The sequence below is a fragment of the Pengzhenrongella phosphoraccumulans genome (genome assembly GCF_045689905.1).
Taxonomy (GTDB): Bacteria; Actinomycetota; Actinomycetes; order Actinomycetales; family Cellulomonadaceae; genus Pengzhenrongella; species Pengzhenrongella phosphoraccumulans.
This window is the reverse complement of sequence record NZ_CP144210.1, coordinates 4,636,825-4,663,630: the sequence shown is the minus strand read 5'-3', so window position 1 is coordinate 4,663,630 and position 26,806 is coordinate 4,636,825. Positions and strand designations below refer to the sequence as shown.

The following is a 26,806-nucleotide window of genomic DNA, read 5'->3' as shown; positions in this document are numbered from 1 at the left end:
GCACTCACAGCAGCCGGCCGAGGGCCTGCAGCGCTCCGAACGGGTCCGGACCGGCAGGGATGAGCACGACGGAGTCGGCGCCCGCCCGGTGCAGCTCGTCGATCCGTGCGCGCGCCTGCGCGGGGGTGCCGACGACGGCGAGGCGGTCGACCCACTCGTCCGGGAGCGACGCGGCGAACTCCGCCCGGGAGCTCGCGCGTCCACGCAAGGCGGCGAGCTCGTCCGCGAAGTCGAGGGGTGCGAGCTGCACGGCCCAGTCCGCCTCACCGATCCACTCCAGCGCGGTGCGCGCGACCGCTCGGGCGAGGGACGCGTCGTCGTCCACGGCCGCGACGTTGTAGGCGACCACCAGGTGCGGCCCGGCCGCGTCGATCGCCGTGGCGGCCACGGCGAGGTACTCCGGCGTGACCGGCTCGGCGAGGATCGTGCCGTCCGCGTGGCGTCCGGCGAGCTCGAGGGATCGCGGCCCGCGCACGCCGGCCAGGACCGGCGGGACCACCTGAGGCGGGTCGTCGAGGGTCACGTCCGTGAGCCGGACGTACCGGCCCGCCGTGGTGAGGGTCTCGCCCCGAAGGAGGCCGCGGACCGCGTCCAGGGTCTCCTCGAGCAGTGCGAGCGGGCTGGCCGGCCACCCCCCGATCTGCCGCATCCAGGCAGGCATCCCGTGCCCGATCCCCACGATCGTCCGGCCAGGGAACAGCGCGGCGAGGGTCGAGGTCTCGAGAGCGGTGATGGCGGGGTTGCGGCCGGCCGCGGGCATGATCCCGATGCCTACGCGGATCGTCGTCGTCGAGGCGAGGGCGACCGCCGCCTGGGCGATGGCGCCGCGGAAGAAGCAGTCCTCCACGACCCAGACCTCGTCGAATCCGGCACGCTCGGCGGCCTGGAGGTAGTCGACGACCTGCGCCGCGGGAAGGTCACGCGGCAGCATCACCCCGATCGAGGCAGGCATGGGTCCGGTCCTCTCCGGCCGGCTGGCGCCGACCAGGTTGCGGCGCTCGAACGGGAGGGCGACACGAGATGTCGCCACCCTATCGAAGGTGCCCTGGGTAAACGCCTAGGTCAAAACGGGTCAGACCACCCTTGACAGGGGCGGCGGGAGACGCTCGAATACAACCCATCTGGCGCCGATGCCGAGTGGTGGCGCGCTGTGATCGCCCGCCGGGGGCCGGCCGGGTGTCGTGTTCCACTCGCAGGGGGCTCAACATGCGCACTGGACGACGCATTCTGACCATCGCCGCCGCAGCGTCACTCGTGGTCACGGCCCTGGGGGTGGTCCCGGCGCAGGGAACAACCCCCGCGCCCGACGGGCCGGGCGCGATGTCGCACTTCGACCTCGCGCGCAAGGACTGTCTCGGCACAGCCCGGAACTCCACCTCCAAGGTGTGGTTCACCGTGGCCAACGGCGTGCTCTCGGATGTGTACTACCCGACGGTCGACACGACGAACGTCGAGACGCTGCAGTATGTCGTCACCGATGGGTCGTCGTTCACCGACCTGCAGACCCGCGACATGACGTACACGGTCAGTGCGCTGGACGACTCCGGCATGGCCTGCCGGGTCACCTCGACCGCGAAGAGCGGTCGCTACACCCTCACCACGGACTACTTCACCGATCCGCAGCGCGCCAGCGTGGTGATGCGGACCCGGCTGAAGGCGGCCAAGGGCTCCGACGACCTCAAGCTCTACGCGCGCTTCGACGCCACGGTGAACGGCAACGGGGGCGGGCTGGATTCGACCGGAGGGGGCAATGCCGGGGCCGACGACGCCGTCGTGGACACCTCGACCGGGGGTCCCGTGCCGGTGTCGATCGACGTCAGCACGGCGACGACGGCGGCGAACCGCGACTACGCGACCCCCGTGTACGCCGCCCTGCGCGCGGACCGCAAGTTCTTGGCGGTCTCGAGCGGGTTCGCCGGCACCGCCAGCGATGGCCTGAACCAGCTGGACACCCAGCGCAGCCTGTCGACCAGCTTCGCCACCGCCACGCAGGGCAACGTCGTCCAGACGGCCCAGCTCGACGTGCATGGTGGTCGTGCCGCCACGCTCGCCCTCGGCTTCGGATCGACCCAGGGTGGGGCGGTCGCGACGGCGGGCAGGAGCGCCGCCGCCGACGCGGGCGACCTGCTCGCGAAGTACCAGGCCGGGTGGCGCGCCTATGACGCCGGGCTGAACCGCCCCGCGACCGGACCGGCGCTGTCGAGCCAGGAGCGCCGTCAGGTCGCCCAGACGTACTACCTGTCCGCGAACGTGCTCAAGGCCAGCGAGGACAAGACGTTCCCCGGGGCGATCGTCGCCTCGCTCGCCAGCCCGTGGGGGCAGGCGGTGGCCGCGGGTGATCCGGCCCAGACGTACTTCGGCTCCTACCGCGAGGTCTTCGCCCGCGACCTCTACGAGACGTTCACCGGACTGGTCGCCGCCGGCGACCTCGCCACGGCGCGGAGCACCGTGAAGTTCCTGTTCGAGCGCCAGCAGCAGGCCGACGGCTCGATGCCGCGCAACAGCCTGATCAACGGCAAGCTCGCCCCGGACTCCTTCGGGGTCCAGCTCGACGAGGTGGCCTACCCGATCCTCATGGCCCGCACGGTCGGCCTGACCGACAAGGCCTTCTATCTCGCCCACCTCAAGCGCGCGGCGGACTTCATCGTCGCGCACGGCCCGGCCTTCGGGTCGGAGCGGTGGGAGGAGCAGGCGGGGTACTCGCCGTCCACCATCGCCGCCGAGATCGCCGGCCTCACGGCCGCGGGCGCGATCGCCGAGAAGAACGGCGACGCCGCGGGCGCACGGATCTACCGGGCGACCGCGGACCACTACCAGCGCATGGTCAAGACCTGGACGGTCACCACGAACGGGTCGCTGAGCGCCGCGCCGTACTTCATCCGGCTGTCGAAGACTGGTGACCCGAACGCGGCCAGCACGTACAACCTCGGCAACGGCGGACCGGACGCCGATCAGCGGTCCGTCGTCGACGCCGGCTTCCTCGAGCTGCCTCGCCTCGGGATCCTGCCGAGCACGGACCCCGCGGTCGTCGCGTCGCTCCTCGTCGTCGACCAGTCCATCAAGGGGACGACGGCGAGCGGCGACGGCTTCTACCGCTACGGCACGACCGCGCCGGGGACCGAGGACGGCTACGGCGACTGCAACACGACCGACTCGACCGACTGCACCGTGCAGGGCAAGCCGTGGGCGGGCGTGTGTGCCGCGCAGAGCCAGAACAAGGGCTCGGGTCACCTGTGGCCCGCGTTGTCCGGCGAACGGGGCGAGCACCAGGTCGCCACGGGGGACAAGGCCGGCGCGGTCGCGCTGTGGAAGGGGATGGCCGCGACGGCGTCGGGCATCGGCCTCATCCCGGAGCAGGTGTGGGAGAACGCCGCGGTCGCCGCCTCGCCGTTCGGCACCGCGCCCGAGTGCGCCTCGATCGGTTTCCAGAACGGTAAGGCGGCGGGCAGCGCGGCGCCGCTCACCTGGTCCGCCGCGCAGTTCGTCCGCCTGTCGGCGAACATCAGCGCGGGGCGCATCACCGAGCAGCCGAAGGACACCACGGAGCGGTACCTCCGGCACACCCAGGCGGCCACGACCGTGACGCTGACCTCTCCGGCCGACAACTCCGTGACCACCGGGGACGTCACCGTGGCGGGCACCACCGCCGCCGGTGCCACCGTCGACGTCGACGCGGTGAACATCGACATCAACGGCGACGCCCTCGTGACTACGACGACGGCCGGCCCGGACGGGGCGTTCGCCGTCACCCTCACCCCGCCGCCCGGGACGGCGACGCTGACCGTGACCGCGACGGCGCCCGGCGGGGCGACCGGGTTCGCCCAGCGCACCGTCGTCAACGACGTGGTCCCTGGTACGCAACTGTTCACCGCTGCCGACCCTGCCGGGGACGACAACGGCCCGGGCACGTACGTCTACCCGACGTCCGGGGACTTCAAGCCCGGTGCCTATGACCTGCGCAGCTTCGAGGTGTACGACAGCGGGCCCGACTCGGTGACCTTCCGGGTGCAGACCGCCGACCTCACCCCGACGTTCGGCAGCCCGCTCGGCGCGCAGCTCATCGACGTGTACCTGCACAACCCGGCCGCGGGCGCGACCTCGACCGCGGCGTCCTTCCCGGGTCGCAACTACGTGATCGAGCCCGGGTCGGCGTGGAACCGGCTCATCGAGGTGCAGGGCTTCGGGCAACGGTTCGTGAACGCCGCCGGCACGACGGTCGGCTCGGTCGCGATCCGGGCCGCCGCGGCCACGCGCTACATCACGTTCACGGTGTCGAAGGCCGCGCTCGGGGGAACCCCCGCAGCCGGATGGTCGATGGCGGTCGTCCTCACCGGTCAGGACGGGTTCTCGTCCGATCAAGCCCGCGGGTTCCAGACGCAGGCCGAGGGGTACCAGTTCGGGGTCTGCGCCACCCCGGCCCCCGCCGGGAACCCGATCTGCGGTCTCGCACCCGGGAGCGTGCCGAAGGCGATGGACATCCTCACGCCGGCGGGGATCTCCCAGGCGGACGAGCTCAACCCCGTGGGCGGGACGGTGAGCATCCGCGGGGTCATCCTGCCCTGACGGCCAGCCCGGGCGTCGACCGGTCTCCGTGCGGAGGCCGGTCGACGCCGTGCGCTCGACGACTTCGCGACTGGTGGCCTTTGCCTCTGGTGCGCGAGCGGGCGCAAGCGCACGCTCAGAGGGTGAACCGTATGCGGGGCGGGCCTGTCGTGTGGAGGTGAGCGTCGGTGCCCGAGATGATCCGGAAGACTGCCGTCGGGGGGTTGCTGCTGATCGGCGGCTTGTTCATCGTGTTCGCGGTCGGCTACGCGCTGGAGGAGCCCGGCGGCTGGGCGGGTGCCGCGATGAGCGCAGCGTGGGTCGTGCCCACCGCGCTGCTCAGCGGGTTGGCCTGGCGACGTCCGGCGGTGGGCGCCTGGTTCGCGATCCCGCTCGTCGCGGTCATCGGGGTGAGCGCTTTGGTGCTTCCGTTCACCGCGGACGGCGTCCGGGAGGCGGTCGAGCGCAGCGGCCCGGTGCTCCCGCTGGCGACTGTCGCCGCGACGATGATCTGTGCGGCGCTCGGCGTGCACCGCGCCGGCCTGGCGGGGTGGCTCCTGGTCGGTCTTGCTGCTGCGAACGTCGCGGGCAGCTCCCTCGAGCAGCTGGCGCGCGGGGGCGGTGAGCCGGGCCCGCTCGGTCTGCTGGCGGGCTCCGGGGGCGTGACCGTGGTGCCCGTGCTCGTGGCCGGCGGCCTGCTGATCGTGGCTGACCTGCTCGAGCGCCACCCGCCCGCATCCTCCGCGGGCCACGCGGCACGCGCCTGAGGCGGGCGCGCGCGGGGGCATGTGATCGCAGATCGCAGGGATCGCAGGGATCAGATGTCGTCCTTCAGGCGGTGATCTCCGCGAGGCGTGCCTGGACGAGCCGGACGATCAGCGCCTCGGGAAGCTGCCGCTCGACGGTGAACCGGATCGTGCCCTTCGAGACCGAGAAGCCGTCGAGCTCGGCGCGGAGTGTGTCGATCGCCGCGGGCGAGAACGGGTAGACCGACAGGTGCCTGGCGGCGGCACTGACGCCCACCAAGGGCTTGCCGGCGACCATGAGGGCGGGGACCGCGTAGCTGACGCCGTCGACCGCCTGCGGGGCGATCTGCCGGGCGATGTCGATCACGCGCAGGAGCGCGTCCCGTTCCGGCGCCGGGGTGGCGGCCAGAGCAGCCTCGATCGATTCCATCCGACGATGCTCCCACCCGGAGGTCTGGGGCGCAGGTGAGGGTCGACCGGTCGGGCCCGGGTGCGCTCGCGGTCGACCGTGTGCTGCCCCTAGCGTCGAGGGGTGAGCGAGCGCCTGCCCTACGGACCGATGATGTCGGCCGCCCTCATGCCTCTGCGTCGTGCTTTCGGGGTGCTCAACCGACGGTTCGCGGTGCCGCTGCTGCACCTCGGCGGCGGACCGCTGCTCGCCACCCCCGTCGCGGGCTCGATCCTGGTCTTGTGCACCACGGGTCGCACGAGCGGACGGGTCCGCGAGGCACCGCTGGGCTACGCGGTGATCGGCGGCCGGGTCGTCGTCGTGGCGGGGCACGGGCGGGGCGCGCACTGGTTCCGCAACGCGCTGGCGGACCCCCGGGTCGAGGTGCTGCTGCCCGGCGCACTGCTCGCCGGACGAGCCGACGAGCTCACCGACCCGGTCGAGCGGCGGGAGACCTTCCGCACGGTGATCGCGTCGATGGGCGTCGTCGGCCGGCTCACGCTGGGCGACGTGGCAGGCAAGGGCGACGCCGAGGTCGACGTGCTCGCCGAGGCGTTCCCGATGCTCGCGATCACCCCGACCGCCGTGCTGCCGGGCCCGTTCGACCCGGGCGGCACGGGCACGTACCTCAACACGGCCAGCTCGGCGATCCTCGGGGCGGCCGTGGCGGCGGTCGCGGTCGCCCGCCTGCGCCGGGGCGGCCGCCCCTGAGTGATCGCCGAGGGCCGGCCGCGGCTAGACCGCGGACGACTCGACGTTGAGCACGTTGCCGTCCGGGTCGGCGAACCAGACGGCCTTCTGCTCACCCATGATCGCCACCTCGCCGTCCCAGACGAGTCCCTCGAGGTCGAAGGTCTGGAACCTGAGGCCCTTGGAGCGCAACGCCGCAACCTCGGCGTCGAAGGCGTCCGGCGCCACCTGGAAGGACATCGCGGTCGCTTTGTTCGTCCCGGCGTACTCGGACGGGTACACCAGGAACGAGCTGTTGCCGGCGGGGTAGATCACGCCGTCCGGGACATCACCGGCCGGCGAGAACCCGAGGGTCCCCTCGTAGAAGGCGCGCGCCCGCTCGAGGTCTTTGACCGCGATCGCGGGGATGGGTTGGTAGTCGGCGAGCATGTTCCCTCCAGCGTGGACCAGTCGACCATCGACTGGTCGGCACCCTCGAATTTAGGTCGACCTTGGTAGGTGGTCAACGCCCTGCCGTGATCGCGTGCCAGGGAGCAGAATGTGGCCATGCGACGACCACCACCTGCCTCGCCCACAGCGCCGATCGTCCCCGGACCGGGCCAGGAATCCGTCTGGGACTACCCCCGCCCGCCCCGGGTCGAGGCGAGCAGGGAGCGCGTGGTCATCCGGTTCGGTGGCCGGGTGGTCGCTGACACGGTCGACGCCGTCCGCGTGCTCGAGACGAGTCATCCCCCCGTCTACTACCTTCCGCGGGCTGCCTTCGCCGCGGGGGTGCTCGTCGAGGCTCCCGGTTCGTCGTTGTGCGAGTTCAAGGGCGCGGCACGCTATCTCGACGTCCGGGTGGGGGGCGCCGTGGCGGCGCGCGCCGGCTGGTACTACCCCGAGCCATGGCCCGGCTACGAGGCGCTCCGTGACCGCGTGGCGATCTACCCCGGGGCGATGGACCGGTGCGAGGTGGACGGCGAGCAGGTGATCGCCCAGGAGGGCGGTTTCTACGGCGGTTGGATCACCGCGCGGGTGGTCGGGCCGTTCAAGGGCGGACCCGGAACGCTCGGCTGGTAGCGGGACGGGGCGGGTTGGCGCAGGTCCCGCACCGGGGTCGCCGCCAGCCGGAATACTGACCGTGTGCCCGAGCGGATGAGTGTCTTTGACCTGGCCGAGCTGACCGCGGACGTCGGGCCGAACCCCCGCAACGTCGGCGTGCTGCTGGAGCTCGACGGACCGGCACCGCAGGTCGACGAGGTCCGGTCGGCCGTGGCGGTGCGCCTCGGCCTGGTCCCGCGCCTGGCCCAGAGCATGCGGCCCGTGCCGGCCGGCGCCGGTCGTCCGGTGTGGGCGGACGTCGCGGTCGACCTCGACCACCATGTACGCGCGCGCACTGCTGATCCCGCCGACCTGCTCACCGTGGCCGCAGCGATCCTGCTCGAGCCGCTCGACGCCGCCCGCCCGTGGTGGACCCTGACGCTCGTCGACCTGCCGGCCGAGAGTCGCTCGGCCCTGGTCTGGTCGAGCCACCACGCCATGGCGGACGGGCCCAGCCTGCTGCGGGCGGTGCTCGCGATCGTCTCGGACGGCCCCGAACGGGCGCTCGCTGCGCGCGAACCGGTGCCGGGTCGGGCCGTCCTCACGCGCGAGGCCTGGCTGGCGCGCGCGCGTGCGCTGCGCGGGATCTGGCGACTGCCGCAGCACCTGGTCGGGCTGCGCGAGCTGCGGGCGTCGTCGGGCCACCGGGTGCCCGCCTCACCGCTGAACCAGCCCGTGAGTCCCGGGTACGAGCTGCGCGTGGTCGACGTCGGCCTCGGCCCGCTGCGCGCCGGGGCGCGCACGTGCGGCGCGACGGTGAACGACGCGCTGCTGTGGGCCTGGGGCCGCGTGATGCATCGCCAGCTCGCCGCGCAGGGGCTGGCCGGTGCGCCGGTCGAGGTGTCCGTCACCGTGACCGTGCCCTCGGCGGCGATCGAGAACCGCGTCGGGGCGGTGCGCTTCGCGGTTCCCGTCCCGGGGCCCTCGGTCGCCCGGGACCTCACCGCGCTCGCGGCCGATTCGCGCCGACGCAAGCGGCTGATCTCGGGCTCCACCTGGTGGCTGACCGCGCAGGGTTTCCGGGTGATCGGAGCGCTCGGGCTGTACCGCCGGTTCGTCGACCGGCAGCGCTCGATCACCACGCTGCTGACGAACATGCGGGGGCCGGTGGACCCGCTCGTGGTGCTCGGGCGGCCCGTGACGCGCGCCATCCCGCTCGCGACGCTCGTCGGCAATGTCGCCGTGGCCACAGCGGCTCTGTCCTGCGGTGGTCGGATGGTCGTGACGATCATGTGCGCGCCCCAGACCGCCGCGTGGGCCGATGTGCTCGCGACGGATCTGCGTGACGGGCTCGCCGCGGTGGCCGGGCTCGTCGACGAGTGAGGGTCGAGCCGGCCGGTATTCACCTGGGAATCGCGGGTGGAGGTCGTCACACTTGCAGCATGGTTTCCGAGGTCGTCCCGCCGCCGTCCGCCCGCCCGCACCAGCACGTCGAGCTGATCCAGCTGCCGGCGGAGGCGATCCATGCGCTCGCAGCCGGCGATCTCGCCCTGGCCGAGCAGGCCGCGCCGATCACCTTGACGCCGTACTTCGTCGATCCGGGCGACGGCGTCTGGCGCCTGCGCAGCCGGCAGCTCGACGACGACCCCGCGTGCGCCGGGTGGGTCACCCGAGCCATCTGGGACGCCGACGCGCGCGCGGCGGTGGGTCGGGCGGGGTACCACGGCCCGCCCGACGATGCCGGGATGGTCGAGATCGGGTACGCGGTCGACCCCGGCCACCGCCGCCGGGGTTACGCGCGCGCCGCGCTCGAGATCCTGCTCGCGCGCGCGGCGCGGGAACCGTCCGTGCGGACCGTCCGCGTCACCATCAGCCCCGACAACGCGGCCTCGCGAGTGCTGGTCCAGCAGTACGGCTTCGTCGAGGTCGGCGAGCAGTGGGACGACGAGGACGGGCTCGAGATCATCTTCGAGGTGGCGGCGAGCAACTGGCAGCTTTGACGGCGGCGCGGCCGCTCAGGGCGTGACGACCGCGAAGTCCGGGTCGGGGGCGTCGGTGACCGCCAGGATGCGCTGCAGCGCGGTGCGGTCACCGACGAGGTCGATGCCGTCGGGCTCGCCCGTCGCCAGCAGGCGCAGCAGCTGCGGCTTCGTGAGCGTCACGGTGAGGTCCGCGTCCCGGGTCCCGATGCTCGGGAAGTGGATCAGCGCGCCGTTGCTCAGCTCCATGCGGTACGACTCGCCCAGATCGGGGAGGTACCACTGGATCGACACCTCGTCGTGCCAGGCCAGGGGTCCGACGACGCGGATCGCGACGGTGTCGAACAGCTGCGTGACGGTCAGGGCCGGGGCCAGCCCCGCTCCGCTGATCGGGGCATGCTCGACGGCGCCGCGCAGCTCGCGGGCCCCGGTCAGGTAGACGTTGCGCCACGTGGCGTTCTCCGCCCCGGTGGCCAGGCGCTCGAGCACGCTCGCGAGGAGGTCCTTCGCGGCGCGGCTGTCGGGGTCGGCGAACACCACGTGGCTGGCCAGCTCGGCAGCGAACCGCAGGTCACCGGCGGCGGCGAACTCCTCCGCTGCCGCGAGGGTCGCGCCCGTGCCGCCCAGGAGCTGCACGTACCGGGTTGCGGACGCCTGCGGCGGGTGCAGCCACAGGTGGGCCGGGTTCCCGTCGTACCAGCCCATGTAGCGCTGGTAGATCGCCTTGACGTTGTGGCTGACCGAACCGTAGTAGCCGTGCGTGTGCCAGGCACCCTCGAGCGCGGGCGGCAGCTCGATCAGCTCCGCGATCTCGGACCCGATGTGGCCCTGGTTCGTCAGGCGCAGGGTCTGGTCGTGCAGGTAGGCGTACAGGTCCCGCTGCTCGCTCAGGTACCGCGTGAGCTCGTCGGTGCCCCAGGTCGGCCAGTGGTGCGAGGCGAAGGCGACGTCGGACCGGAAGCCGAACCGCTCGATGGCCTCGTTGAGGTACCGCGACCAGATGCGCGCGTCCCGCACCTGCGCTCCGCGCAGCGTCAGGAGGTTGTGCAGGTTGTGGGTCGCGTTCTCGGCCATGCACAAGGCCCGGCGGTCGGGGAAGTAGAAGTTCATCTCGGCGGGGGACTCCGTGCCCGGGGTCAGCTGGAAGATGATCGTCACCCCGTCGACGACCTCCTCCTGACCCGTGCGCGTGATGTCCAGCGTCGGGGCGATCAGGCCGACCGAGCCGGCCGAGCTGCCCGGGCCGAGCCCCATCCCCAGCGTGCCCTCGGGTCCGCGGGGAAGGGAAAGGCCCGCGTAGTACGCGCCGCGGCGGAGCATCGCGGTACCGGCGTAGACGTTCTCGGAGACCGCATGCTCGAGGAAGTGCGCCGGGGCGATGATCGGGACCTCCGTGTCGGCGTCGACCACGCCGAGCACGCCACCGAAGTGGTCCAGGTGCGCGTGGCTGTAGATGACGGCGGTGACGGGGCGATCGCCCCGGTGCCGGCGGTACAGCGCGAGCGCGGCCGCAGCGGTCTCGGCGCACACCAGCGGGTCGATCACGATGACGCCGTGCGCGCTCTCGACCAGGGTCATGTTCGACAGGTCGAACCCCCGGACCTGGTAGATGCCCTCGGTCACCTCGTACAGGCCGTGCTTCGCGGTGAGCTGGGCCTGCCGCCACAAGCTCGGGTTCACCCCGGCCGGGCAGTCGCCGTCGAGGAAGTCCCAGGACGTCATCTCCCAGACGACGGTCCCGTCGGCGTCCGTGATGACCATCGGGGACAGCCGTGCGACCAGGCCGCGGTCGGCGTTGACGAAGTCCTCCCGGTCGTCGAAACGGGTGGTCGTCGATCGGGTCTGCGTGGACATGGCGATCCTCCGGGCGTGCTCGAGATGGTGGCACCTCCGAGCCTGCTGATCCGCCCGCTCCGCGACGTCATCCGTGCCGGATGACGGCCCGTCCCGACGCGCGTCAGACAGCGCGCCGCAACCTCCCCTCGCTCGTCCGGGCCACCTGGTCCAGCACGTTGTCGAAGACGGCGGCCCGGTCGAACTGCAGGGCGTGCTCCCGTGCCCGCCGCTCGAGCGCCAGCCGTTCGCCGGGCGACATCGCGGCCACGCGGTCGAGGGCGGCGGCGATGGCGGCCGGGTCCTCGACGGGCACGAAGACCGCGCAGTCGCCGACGGCCTCGCCGATCCCGCCGGTCTCGGTGGTGATCACGGGCCCGCCGCCGGAGAGCATCTTCTCCACCAGCGCGATGCCGAAGGTCTCGACGAACTCGGGCATCGGCTTGCTCGGCAGCACGTAGGTCAGGCAGCCCGCCATCAGGTGCCGCTTCTCGTCGTCGTCCACGTCGTCGAGGAAGACGATCCGATCGGCCGCCGGCGAGATCGCGGCCAGCGCACGTAGACGGGCGGCGTCGGGCCCGCTGCCGGCGATGACCAGGCGGACGGTCGGGGCGAGCTGGCTCCGGGCGAACCCGGCGATCAGGTCGTCGACCCCCTTGGCGTGCGCCAGTCGGGACAGGAAGAGCACGTACCCGTCGCGGTCAAGCCCCCGCCGCGCGAGCACCTGGTCGCCCTCGCGTTCATCGAGGGACAGGAAGGTGCCGACGTCGATCGCCGGGTACGACACGGTGATCCGGCCCTCGCAGCGCTCGGCGAACGTGGTCCCGTGCCGCGCGTCGAGCTCGACCGCCTCGGCGATGATGAGCTCGCGGGTGTACTGCGACACCGCGAGGCACACGTCGTGGGCGAGGTAGCTCGACAGCACGTGCGCCGCCGCGCCCCAGCGGTTCTCCTCGAGGCACGACCGCACCACGTTGGTGACATCCGAGCCGACGGCCTCCGCGATGGTCACCACGTCGACCGGCAGACCGGTGCTGTGCGCGACCCGCACGGCGTCGGCCACCACGACCGCGTGCGGGCTCAGGTACAGCGACATGCACGTGGTCGGGACGCCGTCGGTGAACAGCTCGACCAGCCGGCCGGTGAGCCCGGCCAGGTAGCGCCCGTCGGGGACCTTGTAGTCGCCCACCGGCTCCGGGCGTTCGACGACGATGCCGGGGGAGTAGGGCAGGACCCGGTCCAGCGGCTTGAGCGGCAGGCCCGTCTCCTGGAGCCGCTCGATCGGCCACGACAGGATCCGCACGTCGTCGAACCCTCGGTCGAGGGCCGCCTCGGCGAGGTTGCGCGCCTCCCCGGAGTGCCCGCAGATCACCGGATCGGCGCGCACGACGATGACGAGTCGGTGGGCCGGTGGTCGAGTCATGGGGTTGCTCCGGTGGGTGCGGGGGGAAGTGGTGCGGACGTCGAGGTGGAGGGTGGGCGGACCCGCGTGCCCCACGTGCCCGGCGCGGGGCCGAGCTCGATGAGCAGACGCCCGCCGCGATGGAGCTCGTTCCCGGTCAGCCAGGTGCGCTCGAGCGGGATCCCGTCGAGCTGGACCGACTGCACGTACTGGGCGGGGCCGTCCGGTGCGGGCTCCACGAACCCCGTCGTGGCGACCACGAGCACGGCGCCACCGAACTCGAGCCGCGACTCGCGCCAGGCGGGCGCGTTGATGAGGAACAGATTCTGGCCCGCGACCGGGAAGAGCCCGAGCGAGGCCCACACGAACCACGAGCTCAGGCCGCCCGAGTCGTCGTTGCCGGGCAGCCCGCCCCGGCCGGTCCCGAACTGCTGGTGCACGACCGCGTGCACGACGTCGGCCGTCCGGTCCGGTCTCCCCGCGTACTGGTAGGCCCACGGGGCCTCCATGTCCGGCTCGTTGTTGAGCCCCTCGAACCGGTTGAGGGCGTAGCCGCGGGCCATCTCGGCGTCGCCGGGCTGCACCCCCGGCTGGGTCACCGCCTCGGCGCCGACACCGAAGAACGTGTCGAGGAGGCCGACGAACGCCTCGTCGCCGCCCGCCAGCGCGATCCGGGCCGCCATGTCGTGCACCAGCCGGAACGAGTAGTTCCACCGGCCGCCCTCGTAGAACACCGAGTCCTTGAGCAGCCCGGTGGCGGGGTCGAACGCGTTTGTCCAGCGGGCTGCCAGGGGGGCGAACGCGGCGACGAGCGCCGCGTCACCGACCTGGTCCGCGATCTTCGAGGTGCACCAGTACCCGAACGCGAGATCGAGCGTGTGGCTGATCGGGTGGACCTCGCCGCGGAGCAGGAAGTCCTCCCCGTAGGAGCGGCGCAGGTCGTTGTGCATGTGCACCAGGGCCCAGTCCCAGTCGAGGGCCAGGCCGAGCTGGCACAGGTCGGCCAGGAACGTGTGCGCCAGCGCGCTCGCCTGGCGGGAGAACTGGTCGGCGCCCCGGGCCATCCGGTAGCCGATCGGCAGGTTGCCCTCCTCCTCGGAGATGTGCAGCAGGGCCTGGGCGAGCTCGACGGCGCGGTCGGGGCGCAGCGCGGTCAGCAGGGGCAGCTGGGTCCGGTAGATGTCCCACATGGTGGCGATGTCGTAGGCGAACGGCCCGCTGGTCGGCCAGAAGGGGCTCTCGCCCGGGGCCAGGCACGGCTTGATCAGCGAGTGGTAGACGGCCGTGGCCAGGACGCTCTTGCGCTCGGCGGACGGCGAGTCGACGGTGATCGCGCCGAGGTGCTCGTCCCAGGTCGCGGCCGTGGCCGCGTGCCGCGCGGCGAAGCTCGACGGACCCGGTCCGCAGTCGGCCTCGAGGTTCGCGCGGGCCTGGTCGACCCCGCGCAGCGAGAAGCCGAACCGCAGCTCGACGACCTGCCCGGGCTTGGTGGACCCGGCCCACATCAGACCGAACGGGCGCAACGTCGTCGGGCGGATGTAGTCGAAGTCGAGCCGGGTCCCCCCGGGCATCAGCCGGCGGTCGTACCAGAGCAGCTGGCGCCACTGCGGGGTGTCGCACTCGACGTGCACCGCGAGCGGCGCGCCCTCGACGACGATCTCGCCCTGCGCGACGCCGGGCGCGATCAGCTGCAGGTTGGCGCGCAACGGCACGGTGCGGCCGTGCGGGATGGCCAGGCCGCCGAGGGAGAAGTCGATGACCAGGCGGGCGTCGCGGTGGGCCGGGAACGTGTAGCGGTGCACGGCGCTCTTGGGGCCGACCGTCACGTCGCAGCGGATCCCCGACGCGAGCGTGGCCGAGTAGAAGCCGGGCGAGGCGTGCTCCTCGTCGATCTCCCACAGCGCGCCCAGCTCGTCGAGCGGCTGCAGCATCGGGGTCACGCGGAAGTAGTTGTAGTACTTGCGGATGGCCCCGGTGCCGGACTGCTGAAAGTGCGTGAAGCCCGACGCCATCTGGCGCTCGTGGACCCGGGTCGGAACCCCCTCGGTGACGAGGTCGTGCACGCCGTAGCCCGTGGGGTACGCACCCGAGTAGGCGCACGCCGAGACCATGCCCAGGGGGTAGGTCGCCCCGGGGTGGGTGTTGCCGACCTGCGGCTTGGGCCACCACCACGTGGACGCGAGCCCGGTGGGTGTCGGCAGTGCCGTGACGTCGGTCCCGATGAACGGGTCGACCAGGTCGGCCATCGTGCGGTTGTCGCCGGCGACCCGGGGTGTTCGTGGGCGGGTGGCGCCGACGTCGCTGTCCATCCGCAGAACTTACGAGGCGAAGATGTCCGGCCGGTTACCGGGAGGTCACGGCGCGGCAGACGGATCGCGACGGGCATTCGCGCGACTGCGGCCGAACGAACCTGCGCCCGGTCGCCCGCGCCGCGAAAAATGGGCTCTGGAGATTGCGCTATATTCTTTTGATGAACGTGTTGCAGATCCTCGACCTGCTGGCCGTGACTGAGGGCGACCGGGCCGATTGCGAGCGTTTGTTCGAGGCGCCAGAGAATCCTGCCGTGATCGCGGTGGAAGCCGAGCTGACACGTCGGTTGGGCAGCTTCAGCGTGGCGCCGCCTGAGGTGGCGTGCACCGACCCGATGACGTGGTTGACGGCGTTCCTCCGGCGGACTCCGGCGGTCGCGCGCTGGTACCGCGCGCACGGGATCCCGGCGTCGGTGATCGCGGCGACGTTCGCCGATGTGGGGCGCAACCAGGCCAAACACCGGCGCGCGCACGGGGAGTTCGGACTCGAGACCTGGGACTGGTTGATCCCGCACTACACCGGCATGATGTTCGCGCTCGGTCGCCTCAACTTCATGCTGCACCCGTCCCCGGTCTCGATCGAGGGGGTGCTCACGGCTGGCCAATGGTACGTGGGGATTCATGTCCCCGAGTCGGGTCCGCTTTCTCCGGCCGCGGTCAATGAAAGCCTGGTTTCGGCCGCAGAATTCTTTCCGGCGTATTTTCCGGACCAGCCCGTCGATATTGCCGTGTGCGAGTCCTGGCTCCTTGATCCGGCGCTGGTGGAGGTCATGGGCGCCGGCACGAACGTCGGTGCTTTCGGGCGTCGTTTCATGGAGCTGCGGGCCCCGTACGACGACGCCTCGGCCGCGCTGTTCTTCGTCTTCCGCACGCGCGAGCTCGGCGACGTGCCGTCGCTGCCCCGGCGCACGTCGCTGCAGCGGTTCGTCCTCGACCGGGCCGAGCGCGGCGAGGCCTGGCAGATCGGTACCGGCTACCTGCGCCTCGCGCCGGGGCACGGCGGGATCGCGGGCTAGATCGGGTTGCGTCGGACCGTCATCCGGATGTCGTAGCGGTCGCCCCGGTAGATCGACATCGCGCGCTCGATGGGTCGGCGCTTCTTGTCGTAGCCGATCCGCTTGACGATGAGGGCGGGGCTGTGGACGGGCACCCGGAGCAGGTCGGCCTGCGCCTGGTTGACGACCGTCGGCGAGATCACCTGGTCGGCCTCGAAGAGCTCGATGCCGTAGACGGTCGAGAGGATCTCGTACAGCGACTGGTCGAGGGGCTGGCGGTCGAGGCCAGGGGTCAGGTGGGCCGGCAGGTCGATGGTCTCCAGGCACATCGGGATGCCATCCGCCATCCGGACCCGCTCGAGGTGGAAGACCATCTCCTCGGGGCTGAGCACGAGCTCGGAACCGAGGGCGGCGCCGGCAGAGACGTGCGAGATCGCCAGGAGGCGCGACGAGGGGCGAAAGCCCCGCGCTGCCATGTCTTCCGAGAACCCGGTGAGCTCGGAGCTCTTCGAGATCGTCGGGTCGGCCACGAACGTGCCGTCGCCCTGCACCCGCACCACGTAGCCCGCGGTGGCCAGGCTCGAGATGGCCTGACGCAGGGTCATCCGGCTCACCCCGAACCGTGAGGCGAGCTCGCGTTCGGGCGGCAGCCGATCGCCCGTCTGCAGCGTCTCGATCACCTCGATGAGTCGGCCGCGGACCTGCTCGTGCTTCGAGGTCTCGGGGTCCGGCGTGATGGCGCCCAGCGCCTCGGCGAGCACCGGATTGCGTCTGAGATCGGTGTCGTGACTCATGCCCGTGCGCCCCCCGCGTCGACGTACTGATGCTCCGGTGCGGCGGTGGACCCCGTGGTGAGGCCCGGTCGACCGCGCGCCGCTAGGCGGAGCGTACTGCCGCTGACCTGGGCGAGCACCGAGGGGGGACGGCCCAGATCGGGTGCGTGCTGCGTGCTGCTCAACGCTGGTCCTCTCGGTTTCCCGTATCGCGCGGTGCCCGGCGCCGATGGGCGACTCGCGTGGTGCTGGTACGAACCACTGGTGCGGTCAGGCATCTCAGCCCGACCGCGTCGACAGTCTGCACCCGCGGTATCCCCACTCGCAACTGGGGCGAATCGCGGTCGGTTGACACTCTCGGGGATCCAGCGTACGTTTCAGGCATTCGAGAGGTCTAGACCTTAGCAACGCCGCTGAGACACACATTTCCTCGCCCAGTCCTACGACTCGGCCCTTGATGAACCCGTCCAAGGAGAAGCCCCATGGCACGAACCTCGGCCAACCCGCGCCGCAGCAAGGTCGCTGCGGTCGCCACGATTGGTCTCAGCCTCACCCTCGCCCTGACGGCCTGTGCCGGTGGGACCGACAGCACCGGCGCGAAGGCGGGCGCCGTCGAGAAGACGGGCACGACGCTGACGTTCTGGCACTACTTCACGGATCGCGCGGACCTCCTCCAGGAGCTCGCGACGCAGTACCAGGACGAGACCGGGGTCGAGGTCAAGCTCGAGCTCGTGCCGGGGGACGCTCTCGCGCAGAAGTTCCAGGCCGCCGCCCAGGCGGATCAGCTGCCCGACATCTCGGCCGGCTGGACCAGCGCCGGCGAGAAGCTCGCGCCCTACGCCCTCGAGGGAAAGATCCTCAACCTGACGACGGTGGACGGCGCGACCGAGTGGTTCGACGAGTTCGTGCCGTCGGCCATCCAGGGGGTCTCCTACACGCCGGACAACCAGTGGAAGGTCGACCCGGGCGCCTACCTGGTCCCGCTCGACACCAACAACATGCAGATCCTGTACAACAAGGACCTGTTCGACAAGGCCGGGATCACCGAGCTGCCGACCACGCTCGACGAGTTCATCTCGGTCTCCCAGAAGCTGCGGGACGCCGACATCCAGCCGTTCGTCTCGGGCTTCTCGTCGTGGCCGCTCGGCTCGATGGCCTCGATGTACATCGACAACGTGGTCCCGCTCGAGGCCCGGACCGCCGCCTATGACGGCACCGGCCGGTACGACACGCCGGAGTGGATCAAGTTCTTGAGCACCTTCGACAAGCTCGCCAAGGCCGGCGTCTTCGCGGACGGCATCCTCGGCTACGACATGCCCGCCGCCGAGACCCTGTTCGCCTCGGGGCAGGTCGGGATGATCTTCGACGGCTCCTGGGCCCTCGGCGTATTCAACGCGACGAACCCGGAGTTCAAGAACTACGGGGTCTTCATGCCGCCGTCGTTCGGCGACGAGACGCTGTACATCCCCGGCGGGGTCGGCTCGACGGTCTTCGTCGTCGGCACCTCACCGAACGCGGATGCGTCGGTGGCGTTCCTCAAGTGGCTCACCGAGGCCGACCAGCAGAAGAAGTACGCCGAGGCGAGCTTCAACATCCCGGCGAACCGGCAGGTCGCCGACGAGCTCGAGCTCGACGAGAACATCGCGGCGTTCGCCGCCGGGGCCGACAAGCTCACCCCCGCCTCGCCGGTCGCGATGCAGGGCGCCGTCGTCACCACCATGACCGCCGGGCTCCAGCTGATCATCGCCGGGACCGACACCCCCGAGGCCGTGGCGGCCCGGATGCAGCTGGCGCAGGAGACCGACCTGGCGCAGTAGGCCGAGCTGCGCCCGCTCGACCCCGTGACCAGCGGGTGCGCTCGTCTCCCCTCGCGACGAGCGCACCCGCAACCAGGAGAGGAACAACGATGAGCACGACCCGCGTCCTTGTTCAGGCGGACCGCGAGCGGCCGATCGGCCGCCGTGGCGCCGCCGGCGGGCGGCCAGTCCCGAACCGTCGATCGAAGCGGTACAGCCGGGCCCGACGGATCGAGATGCTCACCGCGTATCTCTTCATCCTGCCGACACTGGTGCTGTTCGTCGTGTTCAGCGTGTACCCGTTCGCGCGGACCGTCGAGCTGAGCTTCACGAGCTGGGACGGGCTGTCGAGCACGTTCGACAACGTCGGGCTCGACAACTACGTCGCCGCGCTCCACGACTCCGTGTGGTGGGGCTCGATGCGCAACGGCGTGTTCCTGTCCGTCATCGCGCTGGTGTTCATGCAGGGTCTCGGGCTCCTCCTCGCGGTCGGCGTCGACCGGAAGATGAAGGGGCAGACGATCTACCGCACGTTGTTCTACCTCCCCCCGATCCTCTCGGGCATCGTCGTGGCCACGATCTGGAAATGGCTCCTGGAGCCCAACAACGGCGTCATCAACGCGACGCTCGACTCCCTCGGGCTCGGCGTGCTGGCGCACCCGTGGCTGGGAGATCCCAAGACGGCGCTCTGGGCGATCTCGATCGTCTCCGTCTGGCAAGGGGTCGGGTACCCGTTCCTGCTCTTCCTCGCCGGCCTCCAGGGGATCTCCGGCGAGATCTACGAGGCCGCGCGGATGGACGGCGCGACCGGCCGGCAGATCTTCCGGCGCATCACGATGCCGCTCCTACGGCCCGTCATCGGGATCGTCAGCGTGCTCACGTTCCTCGGCGCGATGCAGACGTTCAACCTGGTCGTGGCGATGACGAAGGGTGGCCCGGGCTACGCCACCGAGGTGCCGATCCTGCACATCTACCGGTCCGCCTTCGGACCGAGCCCGGACTTCGGCTACGCCTCGGCGCTGTCGATCATCTTCGGCGTCCTGCTCTTCGGGGTCTCGATGATCTCGCTGTACGTGTCTCGTCGATCGGGAGGAGACCCGTCATGACCGCTCTGCTCAACCGGCCTGAGCTCCAGGTCGCGCCGCCGGTGCGCCGCGGTGCGCCGCGGCTCAAGGCCCCTCGGATCCTGCTCCACGTCGCGCTCGCGATCTGGGGGCTCGCCTCGGTGATCCCGCTCGTGTGGATGATCTCCGCGTCGCTGCAGACCAACGCGGAGATCTACGGCGGAGTGCACCTCATCCCGAAGAGCCCGCAGTGGAGCAACTTCGTGCAGGCGTGGCAGCAGTCCTCGTTCAGCGACTACTTCGTCAACAGCGTCGTCTACACCGTCGCCGTCGTCGCGGGCACCGTCTTCCTCGCCTCGCTCTCGGCGTACGCCTTCGCGCGGATGCGGTTCCCCGGCAAGCGGGCCTTGTACGGCGCGCTCCTGGTGTTCCTGTTCATCCCGATCCCGGGCGCGTTCATCCCGCTGTACCTCGTCCTGGCCAAGCTGCACCTGCTCGACACCCAGCTCGGCTACATCCTGCCCATGATCAACGGCAGCCTGCCGGTGGCCATGTTCATCCTCCGGGCGTTCTTCGAGCAGATCCCCAAAGAGCTCGAGGAGGCGGCGTTCATCGACGGCGCCTCGCGGGTCCAGGTGTTCCTGAAGATCGCCTTCCCGCTCGCCCGGCCCGCGATCGCCACGGTCGTGATCCTGACCGTGCTCGGCGTGTGGAACGAGTACGTGCTCGCCTCGGTGGTGTTCAGCAACCAGGCCCTGCTCCCGCTGCAGGTCGGGCTGCTCGCCTTCCAGGGCAGCTACTTCAGCCAGTACGGCCTGATGATGGCCGCCACCACGATCACCACGCTGCCGATCGTGATCGTCTACCTGCTCTTCCAGAAGAACATCATCCGCGGGGTCATGGCCGGGGCGGTGAAGGGATGAGCGCGCTGGTCCTGGCCGTCGACGGCGGCCAGACCGGGACCGTCGCCGTCCTGATGACCTCCGACGGTGACCTTCGCGGGGTCGGGCGCGGCGGGCCCATCCGGCACCACGAGGAGCCCGACGCCGAGCGGTTCGTCCGCGACGGTCTGGGTCGCGCGGTCACCGACGCGCTGAGCGGTGCGCGGGTCGGCGACTCGATCGCGGTCAGCTGCCTGGCGATGACGGGCTCGGCCGCGATCGCCGACGGGATGATCCGCGAGCTCGTCGAGGCCCGGCAGCACCTCACCCTCGAGAGCGACACCCTCGCCGCCCTGGCGAGCGGGACGGCCGGCGAGGGCGGGATCGGTCTCATCGCCGGCACCGGCACCGTGGCCCTCGCGCATGGCCGAGGGGCCGACGACGTCCTGCTCGGCGGCTGGGGCTGGCTGCTGGGCGACGAGGGCGGCGGGTTCTGGATCGCGATGGAGGCGCTCAAGGCCGCGGCCCGAGACGTCGACGGAACCGCGGCGCACACCGCGCTCACCCTCGCCGTGCCGTCCCGCCTGGGCCAGCCGGACATGCGGGGCGTGTACAACCTCGTCACCGGCAGCCGGCTGGACCGCACCGCCATCGCGGCGCTGACCACGAGCGTCGTCGCGATCGCCGAGAGCGGCGACGTCACGGCGGCGGGCATCCTCGATCGTGCCGCGGACCGGCTCGCCGACCTCGTCGTCGCGACGGTCGCGGCGGCGCCGTTCCTCGCGCCCGACGAGCGCCTGATCGTCCCGTCCGGGGGCGTGCTGCGCCCGGGCGGCTGGGTCCTGACCCGGCTGATCGCCCAGCTCGCCGAGCGCGCACCCGGCTTCCGGGTGGTCGTACCGCAGGTCCCGCCGGTGATCGGCGCGTACTACCTCGCGCTGAGGGCCGCCGGGATGCCGATCGACCACACCCTGCGCGATCGCGTCGCCGAGCAGGTCCGGTCGCTGACGACCGTGACCTCGAAGACGGCGATCGCCCCACCCGCCCACCCAACAGATCAGCTCTAGGAGAGCCCCCATGAACATCACACCGGTCGAGTCCGAGCACCTGCGAGAAAAGCTGGTGGCCAGCCTGCGGGGTGCGGTCATCGCCTCGTGCCAGGCCGGGCCCGAGAGCCCGCTAAACACCCCGGCGATGCTCGCGTCGCTCGCACTGAGCGCCGAGCTCGGTGGCGCGCTGGGCTTCCGCGTCGACGGCCCGGCGAACGTCGCCGCCATCCGCAACGTGAGCCCGCTGCCGATCTTCGGCATCAACAAGGTCGATCGGGACGGTTTCGAGGTGCGGATCACGTCCACGCTCGCCGACGCTCTCGACGTCGTGGCGGCCGGGGCGAACCTCGTCGCCCTGGACGGCACCCAGCGCGCGCGCCCGTTCGGCGAGACGCTCGCGCAGATCATCGGCGGCCTCCACGCGATCGGCGTGCCGGTGATGGCCGACATCTCCACGGCCGCGGAAGCCGCCGCCGCGGTCGAGGCGGGTGCGGACATGGTCGGCACCACCCTCGCCGGGTACACCCCGTACACCGAGCACCTGGACCGGTTCGGGCCGGCCTTCGGGCTGCTCGAGGAGATCCGCGACCTGCCCGTGCCGGTGGTGGTCGAGGGGCGGATCTGGACCACCGACCACATCGCCGCCTGTTTCGACGGCGGGGCGTACGCCCTGATCATCGGCTCGGCGATCACCGTCCCGGAGCTCATCACCCGGCGGTTCGTCACGGCCGCCCGCCAGGCGCAGGTCCGCTGGAGCGCGGTGTCCGCATGAGCGCCATCACCGACTACTTCGCCGACGCCGCCGCTCGGCTCGCGGACCTCGAGCGGACCCAGGGCGGCGCCATCGATGCCGTTGCCACCCTCGGCGCGGCCGCGATCGCGGACTGCCGCCCGATCCACATCTTCGACACGGGGCACCTGATCAGCCACGAGTTCATCGCGCGGACCGGGGGCCTGGCCGCGTACACCGCGCTCGGGTTCGGGGCGAGCGTCGAGGCGGGCAACGAGTGGATCGGGGCCGAGCGCGGCCGGCTCGACGCGACCGGCGAACGCTCGGCGCAGCTTCTGGTGGAGTGGTTGTTCGAGCAGGGCACGATCCTGGCCGGCGACCTGCTCGTGCTGAGCTCGGTGTCCGGGACCAACCTGCTCGTCGTCGAGCTGGCGATCCAAGCCCGTGCCCGCGGGGTCCATGTCGTGGCCGTGACCGGTTCCGCGTTCTCCGCCGAGCTCGCCAGCAGCCACTCGTCCGGCCAGCGCCTGTTCGAGGTCGCCGACGTCGTGCTCGACAACTGCGTGCCCTACGGGGACGCCGCTCTGGCCATCGAGGGTCTCGCCATGCCCGTGGCGGCGTGGTCTGGGCTCGCGGGGGCCGCACTCATGTGGGCCGTGACGGTGGGGATCATCGACAAGTGCGTCACGGCCGGGGTCGTCCCGTCGATCTACACGAGCTACAACCTCCCGGGCGGCGGGGCGACGTACGCGGCGACCCGCGCGCACTACCGGGAGACCGGGCAGTGAACGCGACCGCCTACGCGCGCTATCTCGCCGTCGTGCAGGCCCAGCTCGAGGTCGCCGGTTCGGACCGCGTGGGGGAGCAGGTGGGGGCGGCGGCGGAGCTGATCGTCGAGGCGATCGCCGGCGGGCGTGTCCTGTTCGCGTTCGGGGCGAGCCACGCCGGCCTGCTCGTGCAGGACCAGTTCTACCGCGCCGGCGGGCTGGTCCCGATCTGGCCGATCCTGCCCGCGGGGCTGATGCTCAACGTTGAACCGGTCACCGCCACCAGCGCTCTCGAGCAGACGTCCGGCGTGGCCGCCGAGATCCTCGCCGAGGTTCCGCTCGGCGCCGGCGACCTGCTCCTGATCGTCTCGGTCTCGGGCCGCAATCCCGTCAGCGTCGAGATGTGCACCCTCGCCCAGCAGCGCGGTGCGACGGTCATCGCGCTCACCAATGTGACCTACTCATCGGCCGTCGCGGGCCGCGGGGTGCCCCGCCTGTTCGAGGTGGCCGACGTCGTCCTCGATCTGCCCGGGGTGGTCGGCGATGCCGCCGTCGTCCTGCGCGACGACGTGCCACCGGTTGGCCCGACGTCGTCCGCGGTGGGCGCCGCGATGCTGCACGGGCTCATGGTCGAGGTCGGCGCCCGGCTCGCCGCGCGGGGTGCGACCCCACCGGTGTTCGCGAGCGCGAACCTCGACGACTCGGCGGCCTGGAACGCCCGTTGGATCGCGGCCTACCGCGACCGCGTGACCTATCTGTAGGCAGTCGTCGGCCTTGGTCCGACTGCATCGATCCGCCTGCCTTGATTCATCTGCCTCGGTCCGTCCCTGCATGACTCAATGAGGAGCTCATCCATGTCCATGCCCGCACGATTCCCGCGCTGGGCCGGCGCCGCCCTGGCCGTTGCCACGCTTGCCGGCACGTTGATGCTGCCCGCCGCCGCCACGGCTGCCATTCCCGGCTCGCCTGCGTCGCCCACCGCACCTGCAGGCCCGGAACGACGGTCGAACGAGCAGGTCGACTTCATCCTGTCCGAGCAGCTGGCCAGCGGCGCGATCCTCAGCACCGGCACGCGGATCTCGCCGTACTTCGCGAACATCGCCGCGCTGGGGCTCCTGGCCGCCGACACGCGGGCGGCGCGCGCCGGCGCGCTGCGGTGGATGACCTGGAACCTCGGCCACCTCAACGTCGCGGGCGTGAATGTGCCCGCCAACAGCGTCTTCGACTACGTGTACGACCCGGTCGCGCAGACCGAGACACCGACGGGCGACTTCGACTCGGTGGACAGCTACGCCTCGACCGCGCTCAACGTCGCGTACGCGGCGTACTCGAGCAAGGACCCGGCGCTGCGCGCCTTCGTCCGCAAGAACATCGGGGCGTACGAGGCCCTCGCCGACCTGGTCATCACCCCGGCGCCCACAGGTGTGCTCGTCGAGACCGGTCCCGACGCCGGGCTGACGATCGCCAAGCCGAGCTACCCGATCGCGTTCACGATGGACAACGCCGAGGTCTACGCGGGGCTCGTCGACCTCGCGAAGCTCGAGGCGCGCCTGGGGCGCAGCGCCCAGGCGGTTCACTACACGTCCTGGGCCGCGGCGACGAAGAGCGCCATGATCGCCAAGCTCTGGAACGTCGACAACGGCAACTGGGACTGGGCGTTTGCGAACCCCAGCAACCCCGACGTCTTCTACGCCCAGGGCACCGCGCAGCTCTGGCCGATCATCTTCGGCGTCGTCGCGCCGAGCGACCCGCGCGCCCTGGCCGGCTGGGGGCAGTTCGTCGCCTCGTTCCCGACCTGGTATGAGGGGGCCCTGCCCGACTCGTACCCGTGGGTCTCGGTCGCTCGCGCTGCGCAGCTCATGGGTGAGCCGACGCAGGCCACCGCCTTCCTCGCGGGCATCCACGCCCGTTACGCCCCCGGCTTCGGCCTGCCCACGACGTGCGGGGCAGCAGTCTGCGGTGAGTGGTACGACGCCGAGGCGGGTTGGTACCTGCTCGCCCGGAGCGCCCGGATCGAGGACCACCGGGCGGGCCGCGGCTCCGACCACTCGCCCCGGACGTCACACTGATGACCTCCCTGTCCCGAACGGAGCATCTCCTGTGACCCCGAACCCGGCCGTTGTCCAGGCCAGCTGGATCAGCGAACAGGTCGACTTCATCCTGTCGAAGCAGCTCCCGAGCGGGGCAATCCTCAGCACCGGCACCAAGATCACGCCCTACTTCGCCAACATCGCCGCCCTCGGCCTGCTCGCGGCCGACACGGCCACCGCACGTGCGGGGGTCCGGTCGTGGATGGGCTGGTACCTCGGTCACCGCAATGCGGCGGCGACGAACGTGCCGGCTGAGAGCGTCTTCGACTACGTCTACGACCCGGCGACGGGCGCCGAGACCGCGACCGGAGACTTCGACTCGGTGGACAGCTACGCCTCCACGGCGCTGAACCTGGCGTACCGGGCCTTCGCGAGCGGTGACCCGGCATTGCAGAGCTTCGTCGCGGCCAACATCGGGACCTACGAGGCGATCGCCAACCTCACGACGTACGGCGCGCCGACGGGGGTGCGGATCGAGTCGGGTCCGGAGGCCGGCCTCACGATCGCCAAACCGACCTACGCGGTGGCGTACACGATGGACAACTCCGAGGTGTACTCAGGTCTCGCCGACTTCGCCGCACTGGAGACGCTGCTCGGCCGGAGCGCGCAGGCGACCTACTACGCCTCGTGGGCAGCGTCGACTCAGGCCGCGATCGTCGCGAAGCTCTGGAACCCCACCAACGGCAACTGGGACGCGAGCTACGCCAGCCCGAGCAGCACGAGCGTGTTCTACGCGCCCGGGGTCGCCCAGCTGTGGCCGATCATCTTCGGGGTGGTCGCCCCGAGCGATCCGAAGGCGGCCTCGGGCTGGGGCCAGTTCTCGGCGTCGTTCCCGTCGTGGCACACGGGGGTGATCCCGGACTCCTACCCCTGGGTCTCGATCACGCGTGCGGCCCAGCTGATGGGTGAGCCTGCCCGGGCCGAGTCGTACCTCGCCGACGTGCATGCTCGGTTCGCGCCGAACTTCACGCAGCCGACGTCGTGCGGCCAGGCGCCGTGCGGGGAGTGGTACGACGCGGAGGCAGGCTGGTTCCTTCTCGGGAGCCTCCCGGGCAGCGGGCTGTAGCCCCCGTGGGTGCTGGAGGGGCACCACCGCATCGCTAGAGTCTTGTCCGTGATCCTCGTGCGCCACGCTCATGCTGGGAACAAGACCAACTGGACCCGAGACGACGCGCTCCGGCCCCTGACGGCACGCGGTCTTGTGCAGTCGGTGTCGCTGGTTCGGTCGCTCGCCGAGGACGACGTCTCGGTGGTGTGGTCGAGCCCGACCGTGCGCTGCCGACAGACGGTCGAGCCGCTCGCCGCCGACCGCGGCGCTCAGGTCCAGGACCACGAGCTGCTCGCCAAGGACGCCCCGGTCGACGCGCTGCTCGAGTGGTTGCTCGCACACCAGTCCGACCCCTGGGCGCTGTGCACGCACGGTGAGGTCTTCCGCGCGCTGCTCGACGTCGCCCGGGCGTCGGGCCTGGTGACCGCGCCGGTCCGCGCGACGGAGAAGGGCGCCGCCTGGCGTGTCCGACCCCATGGAGACGGGTCCGCCGACCTGCAGTACGTCCCGCCGCTGCTCCTGGGCTGAGCTTTCTCGTTGGAGTTTTCGCCCGCCGGCGAGGCCGGGTGATGCTGCTCACAGCCGATTCGCGGAAGTCTCCCGCCGGCAACTGGTTGTACCGGACAGCAACGCAACCAGAG

24 protein-coding genes are annotated in these 26,806 nt (G+C 71.4%); 17 read left to right on the top strand and 7 right to left on the bottom strand.

All coding sequences use genetic code 11. The features are described from left to right. Window positions 1-4 precede the first annotated feature (4 nt). Window positions 5-952 (bottom strand): LLM class flavin-dependent oxidoreductase, encoded by a 948-nt coding sequence (locus VTA80_RS21595; protein ID WP_407343116.1) that lies wholly within the window; start codon window positions 950-952, stop codon window positions 5-7. Window positions 953-1,206: 254 nt separating this feature from the next. On the opposite strand from VTA80_RS21595, the gene VTA80_RS21590 reads away from it, so the two are divergent. Beyond that, window positions 1,207-4,563, top strand: a complete 3,357-nt coding sequence (locus VTA80_RS21590) for a glucodextranase DOMON-like domain-containing protein (protein WP_407343115.1) — start codon at window positions 1,207-1,209, stop codon at window positions 4,561-4,563. A gap of 176 nt (window positions 4,564-4,739) precedes the next feature. After that, complete coding sequence (locus VTA80_RS21585; RefSeq protein ID WP_407343114.1) at window positions 4,740-5,309, top strand: hypothetical protein; 570 nt, start codon at window positions 4,740-4,742, stop codon at window positions 5,307-5,309. 64 nt (window positions 5,310-5,373) lie between these two features. On the opposite strand, the gene VTA80_RS21580 is transcribed toward VTA80_RS21585, so the two are convergent. After that, window positions 5,374-5,718 (bottom strand): iron chaperone, encoded by a 345-nt coding sequence (locus VTA80_RS21580; protein ID WP_407343113.1) that lies wholly within the window; start codon window positions 5,716-5,718, stop codon window positions 5,374-5,376. Window positions 5,719-5,820: 102 nt separating this feature from the next. Here VTA80_RS21580 and VTA80_RS21575 point away from each other — a divergent pair, with 102 nt between their 5' ends. Next, window positions 5,821-6,447 carry a nitroreductase/quinone reductase family protein gene (locus VTA80_RS21575; RefSeq protein WP_407343112.1) on the top strand — a complete coding sequence of 209 codons (627 nt, stop codon included), beginning with the start codon at window positions 5,821-5,823 and terminating at the stop codon, window positions 6,445-6,447. 24 nt (window positions 6,448-6,471) lie between these two features. Here the strand turns inward: VTA80_RS21575 and VTA80_RS21570 are convergent, their stop codons facing one another. Then, the gene (locus VTA80_RS21570) at window positions 6,472-6,855 is read right to left on the bottom strand and encodes a VOC family protein (protein WP_407343111.1); all 384 of its coding nucleotides are present in this window, start codon (window positions 6,853-6,855) and stop codon (window positions 6,472-6,474) included. Window positions 6,856-6,972: 117 nt separating this feature from the next. On the opposite strand from VTA80_RS21570, the gene VTA80_RS21565 reads away from it, so the two are divergent. The 3 genes from VTA80_RS21565 (at window position 6,973) to VTA80_RS21555 (ending at window position 9,449) form a co-directional block, all read left to right on the top strand. Continuing rightward, complete coding sequence (locus VTA80_RS21565) at window positions 6,973-7,488, top strand: DUF427 domain-containing protein (protein ID WP_407343110.1); 516 nt, start codon at window positions 6,973-6,975, stop codon at window positions 7,486-7,488. 75 nt (window positions 7,489-7,563) lie between these two features. Then, a complete protein-coding gene (locus VTA80_RS21560) occupies window positions 7,564-8,832 on the top strand; it encodes a wax ester/triacylglycerol synthase domain-containing protein (RefSeq protein WP_407343109.1) in 1,269 nt (422 codons plus the stop codon). A 59-nt stretch (window positions 8,833-8,891) separates the two neighbouring features. Next, window positions 8,892-9,449 (top strand): GNAT family N-acetyltransferase, encoded by a 558-nt coding sequence (locus VTA80_RS21555; protein WP_407343108.1) that lies wholly within the window; start codon window positions 8,892-8,894, stop codon window positions 9,447-9,449. A gap of 15 nt (window positions 9,450-9,464) precedes the next feature. On the opposite strand, the gene VTA80_RS21550 is transcribed toward VTA80_RS21555, so the two are convergent. The 3 genes from VTA80_RS21550 to VTA80_RS21540 form a co-directional block, all read right to left on the bottom strand. After that, window positions 9,465-11,282 carry an alkyl/aryl-sulfatase gene (locus VTA80_RS21550; protein WP_407343107.1) on the bottom strand — a complete coding sequence of 606 codons (1,818 nt, stop codon included), beginning with the start codon at window positions 11,280-11,282 and terminating at the stop codon, window positions 9,465-9,467. A gap of 103 nt (window positions 11,283-11,385) precedes the next feature. Further along, window positions 11,386-12,684 (bottom strand): glycosyltransferase, encoded by a 1,299-nt coding sequence (locus VTA80_RS21545; protein ID WP_407343106.1) that lies wholly within the window; start codon window positions 12,682-12,684, stop codon window positions 11,386-11,388. Beyond that, window positions 12,681-14,972, bottom strand: coding sequence for a glycoside hydrolase domain-containing protein (locus VTA80_RS21540; RefSeq protein ID WP_407343105.1), 2,292 nt, complete (start codon window positions 14,970-14,972; stop codon window positions 12,681-12,683). The genes VTA80_RS21545 and VTA80_RS21540 overlap by 4 nt, the downstream gene beginning before the upstream one ends. A 161-nt stretch (window positions 14,973-15,133) precedes the next feature. Between VTA80_RS21540 and VTA80_RS21535 the strand changes: the two genes are divergently transcribed. Then, on the top strand, window positions 15,134-15,988 hold the full coding sequence (locus VTA80_RS21535; RefSeq protein WP_407343104.1) for an acyltransferase domain-containing protein: 855 nt from the start codon (window positions 15,134-15,136) through the stop codon (window positions 15,986-15,988). On the opposite strand, the gene VTA80_RS21530 is transcribed toward VTA80_RS21535, so the two are convergent. Further along, a complete protein-coding gene (locus tag VTA80_RS21530) occupies window positions 15,985-16,761 on the bottom strand; it encodes a GntR family transcriptional regulator (RefSeq protein ID WP_407343103.1) in 777 nt (258 codons plus the stop codon). The genes VTA80_RS21535 and VTA80_RS21530 overlap by 4 nt on opposite strands. A 461-nt stretch (window positions 16,762-17,222) precedes the next feature. On the opposite strand from VTA80_RS21530, the gene VTA80_RS21525 reads away from it, so the two are divergent. The 10 genes from VTA80_RS21525 (at window position 17,223) to VTA80_RS21480 (ending at window position 26,693) form a co-directional block, all read left to right on the top strand. Further along, window positions 17,223-18,557: an extracellular solute-binding protein gene (locus VTA80_RS21525; RefSeq protein WP_407343102.1), complete on the top strand. Its 1,335-nt coding sequence runs from the start codon at window positions 17,223-17,225 to the stop codon at window positions 18,555-18,557. Between the two features lie 89 nt (window positions 18,558-18,646). Continuing rightward, window positions 18,647-19,642 carry a carbohydrate ABC transporter permease gene (locus tag VTA80_RS21520; RefSeq protein ID WP_407343101.1) on the top strand — a complete coding sequence of 332 codons (996 nt, stop codon included), beginning with the start codon at window positions 18,647-18,649 and terminating at the stop codon, window positions 19,640-19,642. After that, the gene (locus VTA80_RS21515) at window positions 19,639-20,523 is read left to right on the top strand and encodes a carbohydrate ABC transporter permease (protein ID WP_407343100.1); all 885 of its coding nucleotides are present in this window, start codon (window positions 19,639-19,641) and stop codon (window positions 20,521-20,523) included. Before VTA80_RS21520 ends, VTA80_RS21515 begins: the two co-directional genes overlap by 4 nt. Beyond that, window positions 20,520-21,548 carry an N-acetylglucosamine kinase gene (locus VTA80_RS21510; RefSeq protein WP_407343099.1) on the top strand — a complete coding sequence of 343 codons (1,029 nt, stop codon included), beginning with the start codon at window positions 20,520-20,522 and terminating at the stop codon, window positions 21,546-21,548. The genes VTA80_RS21515 and VTA80_RS21510 overlap by 4 nt, the downstream gene beginning before the upstream one ends. A 10-nt stretch (window positions 21,549-21,558) precedes the next feature. Further along, the gene (locus VTA80_RS21505; protein ID WP_407343098.1) at window positions 21,559-22,302 is read left to right on the top strand and encodes an N-acetylmannosamine-6-phosphate 2-epimerase; all 744 of its coding nucleotides are present in this window, start codon (window positions 21,559-21,561) and stop codon (window positions 22,300-22,302) included. After that, entirely contained in the window at window positions 22,299-23,048 is a 750-nt protein-coding gene (locus VTA80_RS21500) for a sugar isomerase domain-containing protein (RefSeq protein WP_407343097.1), read from the top strand. The genes VTA80_RS21505 and VTA80_RS21500 overlap by 4 nt, the downstream gene beginning before the upstream one ends. Next, the gene (locus tag VTA80_RS21495; RefSeq protein ID WP_407343096.1) at window positions 23,045-23,788 is read left to right on the top strand and encodes a sugar isomerase domain-containing protein; all 744 of its coding nucleotides are present in this window, start codon (window positions 23,045-23,047) and stop codon (window positions 23,786-23,788) included. The genes VTA80_RS21500 and VTA80_RS21495 overlap by 4 nt, the downstream gene beginning before the upstream one ends. Window positions 23,789-23,881: 93 nt before the next feature. Further along, on the top strand, window positions 23,882-25,096 hold the full coding sequence (locus VTA80_RS21490; RefSeq protein WP_407343095.1) for a hypothetical protein: 1,215 nt from the start codon (window positions 23,882-23,884) through the stop codon (window positions 25,094-25,096). 31 nt (window positions 25,097-25,127) lie between these two features. Further along, entirely contained in the window at window positions 25,128-26,183 is a 1,056-nt protein-coding gene (locus VTA80_RS21485; RefSeq protein WP_407343094.1) for an MGH1-like glycoside hydrolase domain-containing protein, read from the top strand. 48 nt (window positions 26,184-26,231) lie between these two features. Continuing rightward, window positions 26,232-26,693 carry a SixA phosphatase family protein gene (locus tag VTA80_RS21480; RefSeq protein ID WP_407343093.1) on the top strand — a complete coding sequence of 154 codons (462 nt, stop codon included), beginning with the start codon at window positions 26,232-26,234 and terminating at the stop codon, window positions 26,691-26,693. Window positions 26,694-26,806 lie beyond the last annotated feature (113 nt).

What these genes read in the sequence shown, in the direction of transcription:
- VTA80_RS21595 (WP_407343116.1), bottom strand. Translation starts at nt 952, where the DNA reads ATGCCTGCCTCGATCGGGGTGATGCTGCCGCGTGACCTTCCCGCGGCG.
- VTA80_RS21590 (WP_407343115.1), top strand. Translation starts at nt 1,207, where the DNA reads ATGCGCACTGGACGACGCATTCTGACCATCGCCGCCGCAGCGTCACTC.
- VTA80_RS21585 (WP_407343114.1), top strand. Translation starts at nt 4,740, where the DNA reads ATGATCCGGAAGACTGCCGTCGGGGGGTTGCTGCTGATCGGCGGCTTG.
- VTA80_RS21580 (WP_407343113.1), bottom strand. Translation starts at nt 5,718, where the DNA reads ATGGAATCGATCGAGGCTGCTCTGGCCGCCACCCCGGCGCCGGAACGG.
- VTA80_RS21570 (WP_407343111.1), bottom strand. Translation starts at nt 6,855, where the DNA reads ATGCTCGCCGACTACCAACCCATCCCCGCGATCGCGGTCAAAGACCTC.
- VTA80_RS21565 (WP_407343110.1), top strand. Translation starts at nt 6,973, where the DNA reads ATGCGACGACCACCACCTGCCTCGCCCACAGCGCCGATCGTCCCCGGA.
- VTA80_RS21560 (WP_407343109.1), top strand. Translation starts at nt 7,564, where the DNA reads ATGAGTGTCTTTGACCTGGCCGAGCTGACCGCGGACGTCGGGCCGAAC.
- VTA80_RS21555 (WP_407343108.1), top strand. Translation starts at nt 8,892, where the DNA reads ATGGTTTCCGAGGTCGTCCCGCCGCCGTCCGCCCGCCCGCACCAGCAC.
- VTA80_RS21550 (WP_407343107.1), bottom strand. Translation starts at nt 11,282, where the DNA reads ATGTCCACGCAGACCCGATCGACGACCACCCGTTTCGACGACCGGGAG.
- VTA80_RS21545 (WP_407343106.1), bottom strand. Translation starts at nt 12,684, where the DNA reads ATGACTCGACCACCGGCCCACCGACTCGTCATCGTCGTGCGCGCCGAT.
- VTA80_RS21540 (WP_407343105.1), bottom strand. Translation starts at nt 14,972, where the DNA reads ATGGACAGCGACGTCGGCGCCACCCGCCCACGAACACCCCGGGTCGCC.
- VTA80_RS21535 (WP_407343104.1), top strand. Translation starts at nt 15,134, where the DNA reads ATGAACGTGTTGCAGATCCTCGACCTGCTGGCCGTGACTGAGGGCGAC.
- VTA80_RS21530 (WP_407343103.1), bottom strand. Translation starts at nt 16,761, where the DNA reads ATGAGTCACGACACCGATCTCAGACGCAATCCGGTGCTCGCCGAGGCG.
- VTA80_RS21525 (WP_407343102.1), top strand. Translation starts at nt 17,223, where the DNA reads ATGGCACGAACCTCGGCCAACCCGCGCCGCAGCAAGGTCGCTGCGGTC.
- VTA80_RS21520 (WP_407343101.1), top strand. Translation starts at nt 18,647, where the DNA reads ATGAGCACGACCCGCGTCCTTGTTCAGGCGGACCGCGAGCGGCCGATC.
- VTA80_RS21515 (WP_407343100.1), top strand. Translation starts at nt 19,639, where the DNA reads ATGACCGCTCTGCTCAACCGGCCTGAGCTCCAGGTCGCGCCGCCGGTG.
- VTA80_RS21510 (WP_407343099.1), top strand. Translation starts at nt 20,520, where the DNA reads ATGAGCGCGCTGGTCCTGGCCGTCGACGGCGGCCAGACCGGGACCGTC.
- VTA80_RS21505 (WP_407343098.1), top strand. Translation starts at nt 21,559, where the DNA reads ATGAACATCACACCGGTCGAGTCCGAGCACCTGCGAGAAAAGCTGGTG.
- VTA80_RS21500 (WP_407343097.1), top strand. Translation starts at nt 22,299, where the DNA reads ATGAGCGCCATCACCGACTACTTCGCCGACGCCGCCGCTCGGCTCGCG.
- VTA80_RS21490 (WP_407343095.1), top strand. Translation starts at nt 23,882, where the DNA reads ATGTCCATGCCCGCACGATTCCCGCGCTGGGCCGGCGCCGCCCTGGCC.